The sequence below is a fragment of the Caballeronia sp. LZ032 genome, assembly GCF_031451315.1.
Lineage (GTDB): Bacteria > Pseudomonadota > Gammaproteobacteria > Burkholderiales > Burkholderiaceae > Caballeronia.
In genome coordinates this window covers 674,998-688,160 of the sequence record NZ_JARUXP010000004.1, presented here as the reverse complement: position 1 = coordinate 688,160, position 13,163 = coordinate 674,998, and the positions used below count along the sequence as shown (strand labels likewise).

At 65.1% G+C, this 13,163-nt stretch carries 10 protein-coding genes; 5 read left to right on the top strand and 5 right to left on the bottom strand.

Annotated elements, in window-relative coordinates; all coding sequences use genetic code 11:
- Positions 1–37: 37 nt before the first annotated feature.
- Positions 38–2,314: an amylo-alpha-1,6-glucosidase gene (locus QCE69_RS30920; protein ID WP_309926214.1), complete on the bottom strand. Its 2,277-nt coding sequence runs from the start codon at positions 2,312–2,314 to the stop codon at positions 38–40.
- Positions 2,315–2,493: 179 nt separating this feature from the next.
- Here QCE69_RS30920 and QCE69_RS30915 point away from each other — a divergent pair, with 179 nt between their 5' ends.
- On the top strand, positions 2,494–3,288 hold the full coding sequence (locus QCE69_RS30915; protein WP_309927505.1) for a sulfite exporter TauE/SafE family protein: 795 nt from the start codon (positions 2,494–2,496) through the stop codon (positions 3,286–3,288).
- 226 nt (positions 3,289–3,514) lie between these two features.
- Positions 3,515–5,236 (top strand): acid phosphatase, encoded by a 1,722-nt coding sequence (locus QCE69_RS30910; protein WP_309934701.1) that lies wholly within the window; start codon positions 3,515–3,517, stop codon positions 5,234–5,236.
- Positions 5,237–5,252: 16 nt separating this feature from the next.
- Here QCE69_RS30910 and QCE69_RS30905 read toward each other — a convergent pair whose 3' ends face one another.
- Positions 5,253–5,645, bottom strand: a complete 393-nt coding sequence (locus tag QCE69_RS30905; RefSeq protein ID WP_309934699.1) for a RidA family protein — start codon at positions 5,643–5,645, stop codon at positions 5,253–5,255.
- A 199-nt stretch (positions 5,646–5,844) separates the two neighbouring features.
- Here QCE69_RS30905 and QCE69_RS30900 point away from each other — a divergent pair, with 199 nt between their 5' ends.
- Positions 5,845–6,750, top strand: a complete 906-nt coding sequence (locus QCE69_RS30900; RefSeq protein WP_309934698.1) for an NAD-dependent epimerase/dehydratase family protein — start codon at positions 5,845–5,847, stop codon at positions 6,748–6,750.
- 76 nt (positions 6,751–6,826) lie between these two features.
- Here QCE69_RS30900 and QCE69_RS30895 read toward each other — a convergent pair whose 3' ends face one another.
- From QCE69_RS30895 to QCE69_RS30885, 3 genes are all read right to left on the bottom strand, one after another.
- Positions 6,827–7,936, bottom strand: coding sequence for a malate/lactate/ureidoglycolate dehydrogenase (locus QCE69_RS30895; RefSeq protein WP_309934696.1), 1,110 nt, complete (start codon positions 7,934–7,936; stop codon positions 6,827–6,829).
- A 183-nt stretch (positions 7,937–8,119) separates the two neighbouring features.
- Positions 8,120–9,589 carry a M20 family metallopeptidase gene (locus tag QCE69_RS30890; protein ID WP_309934694.1) on the bottom strand — a complete coding sequence of 490 codons (1,470 nt, stop codon included), beginning with the start codon at positions 9,587–9,589 and terminating at the stop codon, positions 8,120–8,122.
- Between the two features lie 130 nt (positions 9,590–9,719).
- Positions 9,720–12,143 carry a penicillin acylase family protein gene (locus QCE69_RS30885; protein ID WP_309934691.1) on the bottom strand — a complete coding sequence of 808 codons (2,424 nt, stop codon included), beginning with the start codon at positions 12,141–12,143 and terminating at the stop codon, positions 9,720–9,722.
- A 174-nt stretch (positions 12,144–12,317) separates the two neighbouring features.
- On the opposite strand from QCE69_RS30885, the gene QCE69_RS30880 reads away from it, so the two are divergent.
- Together QCE69_RS30880 and QCE69_RS30875 are read left to right on the top strand one after the other, a co-directional pair.
- Positions 12,318–12,497, top strand: coding sequence for an oxidoreductase-like domain-containing protein (locus tag QCE69_RS30880; protein WP_309934688.1), 180 nt, complete (start codon positions 12,318–12,320; stop codon positions 12,495–12,497).
- A gap of 140 nt (positions 12,498–12,637) precedes the next feature.
- Positions 12,638–13,147, top strand: a complete 510-nt coding sequence (locus QCE69_RS30875) for a DUF1993 domain-containing protein (RefSeq protein ID WP_309934686.1) — start codon at positions 12,638–12,640, stop codon at positions 13,145–13,147.
- The last annotated feature ends 16 nt before the right edge of the window (positions 13,148–13,163 follow it).

Genomic DNA, 13,163 nt, shown 5'->3' with positions numbered 1-13,163 from the left:
CCCGCATGGCGCCTGCGAGGCGCCATGCGGGGGCACCTCACAGCACCGCGACCACCCGGACATCCCCCTCGACCGACGGAATCACCTGCCCGCCGACGCGCCGGAACGTGATCGTCACGTTCTTGTCGCCGAGCCGCAGGTCACCGATTTCGAGCCAGTCGATGCCCTCGGGCAATTGCGGACGATCGATGCGCACTTCGTCCTTCACCGCATCCACCGACACGCCCAGACACGCTTCCAGGATCATGAACGGCGTGCCGGCTGCCCAGGCCTGCGGCAGACACGCGACCGGGTACGCGATCGGCCGTTCGCCGCGCTGCCGCGTGAAGCCGCAAAACAGTTCAGGCAGGCGCATGTCGAAAGTGACGGCCGCCTCGAAAAGCGCCTGCAACAGACCGACTGCCGCGCCGCGATCGCCATAGCGTGCCAGACCGCGCGCGCATAGGGCCGTGTCATGCGGCCAGACCGAGCCGTTGTGATACGACATCGGGTTGAAGCGCGGCTGCCCCGCCGCCAATGTGCGCACGCCCCAGCCGGTATGGAACAGCGTGGATTCGAGCTGACGGGCAACCGCTTCGCCTCGTGTCCGGTCGACGAGATCGAAGGCCAGCAAATGTCCCGCGTTCGATGACAGCACGCGGCACAGATCGCCCTTGCCGTCCAGCGCGATGCCGTAAAAATCCATCTCCGGCATCCAGAACATTTCTTCCACCCGCTCGCGAATGTGACGCGCACGCCGCTCGAACTCGCGGGCGCGCTCTTCTTCGCCTCGTTCGCGCGCGAGACGCGCCATCGTGGAAAAGGCCGTCGATGCATAACCCTGCACCTCGACCAGCGCGATTGGGCCGATGGGAAACTTGCCGTCGGCGTGGAACACGGAATCCTGGCTGTCCTTCCAGCCTTGATTGGCCAGACCGTGTTCGGAGGCGCGCTGATAGTCGAGCAGGCCCCATGGATTCTTGTCGCAGTGGCGCGCCACCCAGTCGGCCGCGAGTTGCAGCGCGGGCCAGATTTCGTCGAGCAACGCGCGGTCGCCGGTGCGCTCGGCATAGGCACCCGCCAGCACGATGAACAGCGGCGTGCTGTCCACACCGCCGTAATAAAGCGCGAACGGGACTTCGCCGGTGGCGGCCATCTCGCTCTTGCGCGTCTCGTGCATGATCTTGCCGATTTCCGCGTCGCGGAACGCCGAATCCTCGCGGGCCTGGTGGGCGGCCAGGAAGCGCAGGACGCCACGCGCGAGCGTGGGGTGCAGCCAGAGCATCTGCAGCGACGTGATGATGGCGTCACGCCCGAAGGCCGTGGAAAACCATGGAATGCCGGCGTACGGATACGGACCGGTGTCGAGATCCGTGGTCAGCAAGCCGAGATCCGCCAGGGAACGGTCGATCCACTCGCTGAAGAGCGGATTGCTCGAACGCACGCGGGCACTGGCCCGACGCCGGTCCCGCATGCGCCGGTGCGCCTCGACGAGCGCTTCGCGGATGGCCGGCCGCCCTGATTCGGGCTCGCACTCCGCGGCTTCAGCCGCGTTGCGCTTGCTTTCCTCGCTGGCGTCGCTCAATGCGCGGGTGACAGCCGTGACGGACAGATAGACCGAGATGGCCGTCTCCGACTGGATATGCAGCGCGTAGTCGGCGCGCGAGGGCGACAGCACGTCCGGCGCCGGCGTGAACTGGATGCGCGCGGTGCGCTCCACTTCATCGAGACCGACATAGCGGAGCACGACCTCGCCGTTCTCCACCACCGGCGCGCGCAGGCTGCCGCGTTTGCCGCGTTTCGCGCCGCGCACCTCGAACATGTCGAGGAAATCCGCCTTGAAGGAAATGGACAGCGGTACCGTGGACGGCTCCGTGCCGTAGTTCGTGAGGACGATGCTTTCATGCAGCACGTGCCCGGACAACACGCGCTTGCGTTCGACGTGAATCACGCCTTCCGGCGTGCGCGCCCCGCCGATGGGCGGCAATGGGCGGTTCGTCAGATGCGCGGTGAAAACGGCGTTGTCGCTCGATACGCTGCCTGAAAGCAGTGAAGGAGCCCGGCCGCCAAAGGTCAGGACGAGTTCGGACAGCACCCGCGTGTCGTTGACGAACAGACCGTCGTCGCCGCCACGGATGTCGCCATTGGCGTCGTACACGGCGAACGTGTTGCCCGACTTGAGCACGAACTGGCGCTCGCTGGGCATGTTCGAATGCTCGGTCGGGATGAATGCCTCGTCCGTGCCGGCAGGCTTCAATTGCCCCTCCGATTGCTGCTGCTGTTGCTGTTGCTGTTGCTGTTGGCCGGGGTCCTGCTTCTGTTCCTGATTAGTCATTGCACCTTCCTGAAAGTGATCTGAAGGGTGTTCGTGAACTACGATTGAATGCACCCGGAGTGGCGCGGCATGCGCCGAACGCCCGTGCGGACGGCACCTGCATGCACCCGGTAAAGCGCTTACCCGCTATCATCGACGGTTTTTCGACTCAACCGGGCCTGACGGGTTCTCCGCGCGCAATGTCATTTCCGCATATTGATCTACTCTATTCCGCCTCGGGCCTCGCGGTGGGCTTCCTCGTCGGACTGACGGGCGTGGGCGGCGGTTCGCTGATGACGCCGCTCCTCGTCCTTCTGTTCGGCATTCACCCCGCGACAGCCGTGGGCACCGACCTGCTCTATGCAGCCGCAACCAAGACCGCCGGCACGCTGGTACACGGCCTCAAGGGTTCCGTGGACTGGCGCATCACCGGCCGGCTCGCGGCGGGCAGCGTGCCGGCAGCTGCCATCACGCTCTATTTCCTGCACGCGCACGGCATAGGCTCTCCGGATACCGCCCGTCTCATTCAGGTGATTCTCGGCAGCGCACTGCTGATCACCGCCGTTTCACTCATCTTCCGCCCGCAACTCGCGCGCCTCGCCTACCAGAAGGGCCGCAGCCGTCCCGAGCGGCCGGCGCGCACGGTTGCCTGGACCGTCTTCACCGGCGCCGTGCTCGGCGTGCTGGTTTCGATCACCTCGGTGGGCGCGGGCGCGATCGGCGTGACCGTGCTCCTGCTGCTGTATCCGCGGCTCGCGACCGTGCGCATTGTGGGCTCGGACGTGGCCCACGCCGTGCCGCTGACGCTGATTGCCGGGGCGGGCCACTGGATGCTCGGTTCAGTGGACTGGGCCCTGCTCGCCTCCCTCCTCGTGGGCTCCATTCCAGGTATTGCCGTGGGCAGCATGCTCTCCTCAAAGGCGCCCGAGGCCCTGTTGCGACACGTGCTCGCCGCCACGCTGGTGCTCGTGGGAGTCAAGCTCGTTTTCAGTTGATGTTAGTCACGTCGCATGATGGTTTCCAGTCGGCCAAAAGATATAGGCCGATTCTGACCCTGCCGCATCCCGGCGCCGTTTGATTCCGTATTCGTCCTAGGCCATTCGGCCAGCTTTCGCACGAGCGGCCAATGCGGCATCATGGCCGCTCCATCGACCGCCGGGTAATACGGGCGTCTGGCGTGCGTCATCGGGCGTGTGCCGTGTCTTCACGAGGAGTCAGGCGATGAATCAGAACGACCATCCGCAGAACGAGCTTTCTGACGAGCACGCATCATCGAGAAACGAAGGCTCGGCCAGCGACGCTCCCGCGGACCCTGCGCGGCGCAGGCTGCTGGCGGCGGGCGTCGCGGGCGTGGGTTTCGCGGGGCTCACGCTCAGCGGTTGCAACCTGTTCGAGCAGAAACCGTCCACACCGAAGACAGCGGCAGACCTCGCGCTCGACCGCACGCTTGCCGTGCAGGTCAGGAACATCGTCGTGATCTACGCGGAAAACCGCAGCTTCACCAATCTCTACGGCAATTTTCCGGGCGTTCAATATCCGCTCTCGGCCGTGCCTGCGTCGCACTACACCCAGCTGGACCGCGACGGCGTCACGCCCATGCCTTCGCTGCCGAAGATCTGGGGCGGCCTCGTCCCGCAGGCGCAGGAAGTGAACGGCGTGCGTTACGCCATTTCCGAGCAGCAGATCACCGGCTTGCGCAACGGGCCGTTCCAGATTCCCGATGCAAACGGCGCACCGCTGCCCAATTCCGTCATCACGCGGGATCTCGTGCACCGGTTCTATCAGAACCAGATGCAGATCAACGCCGGACGCAACAACCAGTTCGCGGCGTGGGGCGATTCAGGCGGCCTCGTCATGGGTCATTACCAGAACTCGCCGGACACACTGAGACTCTGGGGGCTCGCACAGCAATACACGTTGTGCGACAACTTCTTCATGTCGGCATTCGGTGGGTCATGGCTGAACCACATCTTCCTGATCTCGGCTCAGCCGCCGTTTTACACCGACGCCAGCACCGGTCCGGCAGCCAAGCTGCTGGCCGTAGTCGAAGGCGACGACCCCACCGGCTCGCGCTTGAAGCTCGCGCCGAATTCTCCGGCGTCGGCACTCGAAGGCCCGCCGAAGTTCGTCCGCGATGGCGCCCTGACCGCCGACGGCTACGCGGTCAACACCATGTTCCCGCCGTTCCAGCCGAGCAACGTGCCCCCTCCACCCGGCGGCGATCCGCGTCTGGCGGACCGGGCCAACGCGCTCGTGCTGCCGCCTCAGACCTACGCGAACATCGGTGACCGGCTGTCCGCGAAGAACGTCGACTGGGCGTGGTATAGCGGTGCATGGCAGTACGCGCTGGAGCATCGCGACACCGGCGCGGTGCCGGATTTCCAGTATCACCACCAGCCTTTCAACTACTTCGCCAACTACGCGCCCGGCACGGCAGCGCGCGCCCAACACCTGCGCGACGCCGGCCTCGGCGATGACCCGTCCACGAACAGGCTGCTCGCTGACATCGACGCTGGCCGCCTGCCCTCTGTCACGTTCTACAAGCCGCAGGGCAATCTCAACATGCATGCGGGCTATGCGGACGTCGCATCGGGCGACCGCCACATTTCGAATGTCATCGAGCATATCCAGCGCGGGCCGCAGTGGCAGAACACCGTCATCATCGTCACTGTGGACGAAAACGGCGGCTGGTGGGATCACGTGTCACCGCCGAAGGGCGACCGCTGGGGACCGGGCTCGCGCATTCCCGCCCTGGTGATTTCGCCGCTTGCGAGAAAGGGCTACGTGGATCACACCGTGCACGACACCAACTCGATCCTGCGCTTCATCTCGCGCGTGCATGATCTTGAACCGCTGGATGGCGTCATCAGACGAGACCGGGCGATGGCCGAACGTGGGCAGGCGCCGCTCGGCGACCTGACCACCGCGCTCGACCTGACCTAGCGCCGGTCATATGCCGCTAGTCCCGCTCGATCCACGCGCGCGCGGCTATCTCGATCAGATAGCCATAGTGCAACGCGTTCACCGGCACCACGGCGCGCGCCGGCTTCCACGCGCCGAAGTGGCGCGCGTAGATCTCGTTGAACGCCTTCCAGTGTTCGACGCCTGCGAGGTACACCGTCACTTCGATGCAATCGCCGAGGCTTGCGCCCGCCGCCTCCAGCACGGTGCGCAGATTGGCGAGCGTCTGCTCGGCCTGCTCTTCGAACGGGCGATCGCCGGTATGCGTGCCGTCCGGACGCACGGGCAACTGGCCCGAGACGCAAACGAGATTGCCCGCCCGCGTCGCGTGGCTGTAATGGCCTGCGGGAATGGGCAGACCAGGGGCGTTGATGAGTTCAATGGGTGGCATGGCGTGCTGTCAATTGATGTCGATGATGAGGAAAGCGCCGGTCCACGAAAACCAGGCACGTGCAAACAAAGAGCGATTCGAACACATTGGATTCTTGATCTGCAGTCAAGTTTGATTTGAAACTATCGCTGTTTTTGCGAAAGTCGAAGCGGTTCATACTCGCTTCATCGATTCTGAATCATCCAACTGGAGCAAGAACATGAACATTTTCATTACGGGTGCGGGCGGGTTCATTGGCGGTTCAATCGCCGCCGGGCTTGCGCGTGACGGACATCGCGTCCGCGGACTCATCCGTCGCGCCGAACAAGCCGGCGACTTGAAGCAACTCGGCATCGAGCCGGTCATCGGCAGTCTGGACGACACCGCCGTGCTCGCCGCCGAAGCCCAAGCCGCCGACGCCGTCATCAACGCCGCCAGCAGCGATCATCGCGGCGCGGTCGAAACGCTGCTTGGCGCGCTCGAAGGCTCGAACAAGCCGTTCCTGCATACGAGCGGATCGAGCATCGTCGGGGACGCGTCGGGCGGCGAGGCATCCGAGCGGATCTACACCGAAGACGATCTGCCCGAACCGACAGCCGACAAGGCGCCGCGCGTCGCCATCGACCGTCTCGTGCTCGACGCCGCCAACCGCGGCGTGCGCTCGGCCGTGTTGTGCAACACGCTGATCTACGGCCATGGCGTGGTGCCCGGCGCGTGCAGCGTACAGTTGCCGCGCCTGGAAAGACAGGCGCGGAAGAGCGGCGTTGTGCGCCACGTCGGCCGGGGCCTGAATATCTGGTCGAACGTGCATATCGACGACGTCGTCGAAGCCTACCGGCTCGCGCTCCAGAAGTCGCCCGCGGGCACGTTTTATTTCGTCGAAAGCAGCGAAGCGCAGTTCCGCGACATGACCACGGCAATGGCGCGTGCGCTCGGACTGCGCGGACCAGAAGACTGGCCGCTGGAGGAAGCGATCAAGGAATGGGGCTATGAAATGGCCTCTTACGGTCTCGGCTCGAACAGCCGCGTGCGCAGCCAGCGGGTCCGTGAAACGCTCGGGTGGCAGCCGAAGCGGACGTCCGTGATCGAGTGGATCGAAAACGAACTCGTCACCAAGGCGGCGTAAGCACGGATAGCGTTGAGCGCCGCAGCGTGCGGCAAACTGGCTTGACCAATTTGCCGCGCAGGCCGAAGACATCGACTTATTTCAGCTCGCTCGAATAACGCTCGATATCCGCCCGAGGCATGCCCGATTTCTCCGCCGATTCACGAATCTGTTGCCACGTGGTCGGATCGACGGCAATGCCCTTCGCGCCATATTCCGCACGGCGCGCTTCTTCCACATCGCCGGGCGCCAGGATCTCGTCTACGCCCTCGGCACGCGGCGAAGCCTTCATCCAGGCAAGAAACGCTTCCGCTTCCTGTTGTGCGGCGGGTGCGTCGAAGGCGTTCGGGTCGAGAATCACCGAGGTCATGCAATTCATGATCGCGCTCGTCTTCTCCAGCGTGCTTTCATGCGTCGTATAGCCGCCCGACAGCGCTCCGCCAAATATCTCGCACAACGCGGCGAGCCCCGAGCCCTTGTGCAGACCGAAGGCCGTCAACGTACCGAACGGCTCCTCGTGCATGACCTTCGGCTCGATGGTCGGATGCCCTTCGTGATCGAGCAGCATGCCCGGCGCAACCTTCACGCCCTTGTTGTATGCGACACGCGTCTTGCCGTACGCGATGCCGGCCGTCGCGAAGTCGAGCACCAGCGGCGGTTTGCCGTCGCGCGGATAAGCCGCGCAGAACGGATTCGTGCCGAAACGGCGGTCGATGCCGCCGAACGGCGCCACCAGCGGATCGCCCGCGACGTTCACGAAATGGAAGGACACGAGGCCGGCCTTCGCGCACTGCTCCGCCCAGTGACCGATCCGGCCGATGTGATGCGCGTTGCGCAGGCCGACAGCGCATACACCCAGTTTCTTCGCGCGCTCGATGCCATGTTCCATCGCCTCATAGGCGACGACCTGGCCAAAGCCCTTGCGGCCGTCGATGCTCAACACCGCGCCGGCATCGCGCACGATTTCGGCATGCGTGTTGAGTTGCAGTTGCCCTGCGCCGAGCGAAGCGACATAGCGCGGAATCATGCCGATGCCATGCGAATCGTGCCCCGACAGGTTCGACATCACGAGGTGGTCCGCGATCAGTTCGGCCTCGCGCGGCGCACTGCCCGCGTGCGTCCAGATGGCGCTGACATAGGCGTGCAGCGTGTCGGCGGCAATGCGCCGTTCCGGGGCGTTCGTGCTGGGCGTGGAAGATGCGTTCATTGCAAGACTCGTCTCCATGATGATGGGCTTGCGCGTCCGGCGTCGGGACGCGTGCGGGCCTATCACTTTACCGACGATCAACTGGCCTTACCAGTTTGAATTCACAGTTTTCCGCGAACGGCCGACAAAAAGCCCGGACAAGCCGGGCCTTGCTGAAGCCTGTGTCTTGCAAAAACCTCGCTGTCAAGGCGCCAGCGCAATCACCTCCGCCACCGAAGCCGTCAGCTTCTTCGCATAAGGCACATGAAGGAACTCGTTCGGCCCATGCGCGTTCGACTTCGGGCCGAGCACGCCGCACACCATGAACTGCGAGCGCGGGAAGCCTTCCTTCAGCGTATTCATCAATGGAATCGTGCCGCCCTGCCCCATGAAGGCCACATCCGCGCCGAAGTGCCGCCGCGACGCCTCGCTCAGCGAGCCGGCGAGCCAGGGTGCGAGGTCGGGCGCATTCCAGCCTGTCGCCGCTCCCGCCTCTGGCTTGAACGTCACCCGGGCGTTATAGGGCGGATCGAGTTCGAGCAAGGACTTCAGTTGGGCCACCGCCGCCGTGGCCTCGACGAGCGGCGGCAGGCGCAACGACAACTTGAACGCCGTACGCGGCGCCAGCACATTGCCGGCGTCGGCGAGCGCTGGCAGGCCGGCCGCGCCTGTCACGGTCAGCGAGGGACGCCAGGTGGAATTGAGCAACGCCTCGTGCGGGTCGGTGGTGGTCGGCAGGACACTGCCGCCGTCCTGCCCGCAGCTCCACGGCAGCTTTTTCCAGACATCGTCGCCGAGGATATCGGCGGTGACTGCCGCTTCGCGCTGCCGCAGCAACGGGATCTCGCAATGAAAGTTCTTCGGCAGGAGATCGCCGGTGCTCGCGTCCTCGAGGCGCTCGAGCAACTGCCGCATGATGCGGAACGTCGACGGTGCAATGCCGCCGTAGCCGCCCGAATGAATGCCCTCGTCGAGCACCTGCACTTCGAGGTCGCCGCCGACCAGACCACGCAGCGACGTGGTCAGCCACAGCTGATCGTAGTTGCCGGCGCCCGAATCCAGGCAGATCACCAGACCGACCTCGCCGAGTCTGTCGCGCAACGCGTCGATGTAGGGCAGCAGGTCATAGCTGCCCGACTCCTCGCAAGTCTCGATGATGCCCACGCAGCGCGGCCGCTCCACGCCTTGTGCGTCCAGCGCAGCGAGCGCCGTGATGCTGGCGTAGGTGGCGTAGCCGTCGTCGGCGCCGCCGCGGCCATAGAGCTTGTCGTTCTCGAACTTCGGCGTCCAGGGGCCGAGGTCGTTGCGCCAGCCTTCGAATTCCGGCTGCTTGTCCAGATGGCCGTACAGCACCACGGTTTCCGTGCTGCCCGAACGGGTCGCGGGTGCCTCGAAGAAGATCACCGGCGTGCGTCCGGCCAGGCGCACGATCTCCACCTTGAGCCCCTTGACCGGCTGCGTCTTCACCCAGTCCACCGCGTCCGTGACCACGCGCTCGATGAAGCCATGGCGCGCCCAATCGTGGTCGAACATCGGGCTCTTTGCGGGAATCGCGATGTAGTCAGTCAGCGCCGGAACGATCTCGTCGTTCCACTTGCGTTCCACAAAATCGCGCAGCGCAGCGGAGTCCAGCTGCACCGCCTCGTCGTGTTGCATGCCGCCGCCGGTAGTCATGAGCGTGTGTCCATTGAAGCAAAAATCTCATGATAGACGGGTTTCACGCCAGATTCGAATTGCGACTCATTGCTCATACAATTTGTTTGACTTCGCTCTATCGACTGGGGACTGCGTTCCGGCTACATCATCACGGCGCAGCCGATACCACCACGCGCGTCACGGCAGGATCGGCGTCGATTGCCTGCTCGGTGAAAGGGAAGCGCGCCCAGCGCTTCGCCGCGAATGCGCGGGTTGCGTCGGCGGAGTGAGGCGAGGCCGGATCGTCCGATTCGGAGTGCGACAGCATCGTGTCGGCCTCCACGCCGTCCACTCCATCTGCGCCGAACGTCACGACCTGGACATAGCTGTCGCCCTGCCCGTTCGGATCCATCGGATAGTCTTTCGCGTCCAGCGGCCGCCGCGCGCACACGACCGTGAAGTATCCCGCCTCGTCACACCCGCCGTAGAGCGGCACGCGCGCGCCCTGGCGAGTGGTGTAGAGAATGTCGCCGCGTCGCGAATCGAGCGCGAAGCCGTTCAGCCTGAGCGCAAGCGCCGCGCCGCCCAGCGCCTGACGCAGATCCTGCAGCACGGCCGGATTGTCGACGTTGAAGTCGGCCGGCGTCGCAAGCGGCTTGTCCGGATCGAAACCCGCTACGTACAGCCGCTCGGGCGCAATGCGCGTGATGCGCATCCAGAACTCGTCCCACAGGTTGGCGCCGCGCGCGTCGATGTCCGCCGTCCCGTTCCACTGGCGCAGCACCTCGCAGGCGTCGTGCAGGTTGGACAGCGCATCGTTGACAGTGCAGACGGCGTCGAGCAGCGGCTTGCGGAACAGCCGTTCGGACATCGAGTGAGTCTCGAGCACGGCCGTTTCCAGCGCGTCGCGCGTCACCCCGCCGCGCTCGCGTTGCAGGCGCGCGGCGAGCAGATGGCCATAGCGCGTGCGCAGCGATTGCTCGCCGCGCGTGGCCCCGGCGATGCGCGGATAGCCCGTCAACGGCGCGTTGGCGTTGGTGAGCCAGTAGCTGTCATTGAAGTTGCCGACATAGTCGCCGCGCACGGTGTTCGCCATCTGCCCGACGGCCAGCGCACCCGCTTGCGCGCTGGCCGGATCGACGCGCCACGCGCAGGCGCTCTTGGCGCCGTCGAGGAACGGCACGCCCGGCACGCGCCCCGCGAATGCACGGCCGGCGGGCGTCGTGCAGGTTTCCAGGAGATCGTCGGGGACATCGGGAATCGGGCCGATGTCCGCGAACCACACGCGTGCATCGCCGCGACCAATGGCGAACGTGTTGACCCACGGCATCCCGGCGTAGCGTTTCTGGATCGCGATGAAGTCGTTCAGCGAACGCGCCTGGTTCCACGCGAAGAAGTTCTGGAAGGCGCGCAGGTTGTCGGCATTGACGTCGGCGAGCGCGTAGGCGCGCTGCGCATTCCAGCCGAGGCCCGCCGCCTGCACCGACAGATCGACGACCGGACCATAGCGCGTCTTGTAGAGCGTGCGCGCGACCGTCTCGAAAGAACCGTCGGCGCGCCGCGCGCGCACCGTGAGCGGCACGGGCGTCATGGCCTCGCTTTGGCCGTCGACGAGATAGCGCGTCGGATCAGCCGGATCCAGCGTGAGCTGGAAGATGCCGAAGCGCCGCGCGCTCGACACCGTATGCGTCCACGCGACGTTCTCGTTGAAGCCGAGCACGATCAGCGGCACGCCGAGAAACGACACGCCCGCGACATTCACCTTGCCCGGAATGGTCAGCTGCGCCTGATAGAAACGGTCCGGGCCACGCCAGAACCAGTGCGGATTGCCGAACAGGATGCTGCGTCCATCGTGTGTCACCGGAGCGCCGAACGCAAGCGCATTGCTGCCGATGCCGGGCGTGTCGCCGATCGCAAAACGCAGCGTGTTCGCGGTCTGCTGCGGCGCGTCGAGTGCGCCGCGCGGCGCGGTGGTGGCCGCGCTCGGCGGATGGGCCGTCGCGATCGGCGTGATGAAGCGCACCGAACCGCCGGCCAGATTGGCCGCGATCAGACGCCGGTAGATATCGTCGGCGCTGATCTTCGCGATCCACGGCTTGCCCCGGCACGCCGCATGCGCGCCCGGCGAACGGCCTGCATCGATTTCGGTGAGATAGCGGTTGTAGCCACTGGCGAAACCATCGATAAGATTGCGCAAGTCGGCCGGCTGCGCCGCGCGAAAGCGGTCGAGATTCGCCTGCTCGCCGATCAGCTTGAAGAAGAAGTCCGAGTCGATATTGCGCGGCTGACCGAAGGTCGCGGGCGCGGAAGGACGGGCATCCGCGCCGAAGAAGGCGGAACGCTCGCCCCGATAGGTGACGAAGGCATCGGCGAGCGTGCAGAGGTTATCCTCCGCCTGTGCATACCCGAAACCGAAACCCAGACTGCCCCAGTCGGCGGCGCGGATGTGCGGAATGCCGTCACGGGTGCGGCGGATTTCGGCGCTCCAGGTGCTCGTGCTCTGTGTGAACTGTGCAGACGGCGGATAGGCGCAACCGGCCAGCAAAACACTCGCGAGCACACCGGAGATGACGAGGCTGATGGTCTGATTCATCGCGCGAGTCCCTCGGTCCAGTCAGCGTGACACCATGAAACCATGAAGCCGTGACGATGGGCGAACCACTGTCCGCGCGCAGTATCGCATCCGGTGCGAAGCATGCACCGCCAAAGTCTAGCCGCTCGCGGTGGTACCGCGAACCGGTGCCGCCCCTGATCATTCACCCCGAAGATGACCGATTCCGAAGATCCCCGCCCCACTCCGCCCGAATCCCCGCTGCCTGGAGATTGCTGTCAAAGCGGCTGCGACCCCTGCGTGTTCGATCTTTACGACGAAGCGCTGGCGCGCTATCGGACGGAACTGGCTGCGTGGGAAGCGCGTCATCGTCCGCAAGCAGCCCGGGACGATTGACAGACGGCCTTCGTCCGGCGATCCGAGCAGTTCCGCGGGCACGGCGCTATGCTGGTGTCCCCCTGTTGGCCGGAGCCGGTTCCGGCTGCCTGGAAGCAGGCAAAAAGCAGACAAAAACCATTCTCTAGGAGCAGCGCCCCATGTCTCTCACGATGTATCGCGCATCGATTCCCGTCTTCATCCGCGGCCTCGAAGTGTGCGCGGATCTGCTCGCCAAAGGCGCCGCCTTCGCGGACCAGAAAGGCCTCGCCCACGCAGATGTCCTCAACGCCCGGCTCGCACCCGACATGCTGCCGCTCGTCGCGCAGATCCAGCGCGCCAGCGACACAGCCAAACTGTCGGCGGCACGCCTGTCAGGCGTCGAGGCGCCGCGTTTCGAGGACGACGAGGACAGCTTCGCGTCACTGCAGGCGCGCATCGAGAAGACGATTGCGTTTCTGACGAGCATCGACAAGTCCACGCTCGTCGACAGCGAAGCGCGCACGGTCACGCTGAAGTTTCCGGACTTTTCGCCGTCGTTTTCCGGCGTCGATTATCTGCTCGGCTTCGGGCTGCCGAACTTCTATTTCCACGTCGTCACGACGCACGACATCCTGCGCCATCTCGGCGCGCCGATCGGCAAACGGGATTTCCTCGGTCCGCTCAAGTAGGACTCAAGTGAAGACG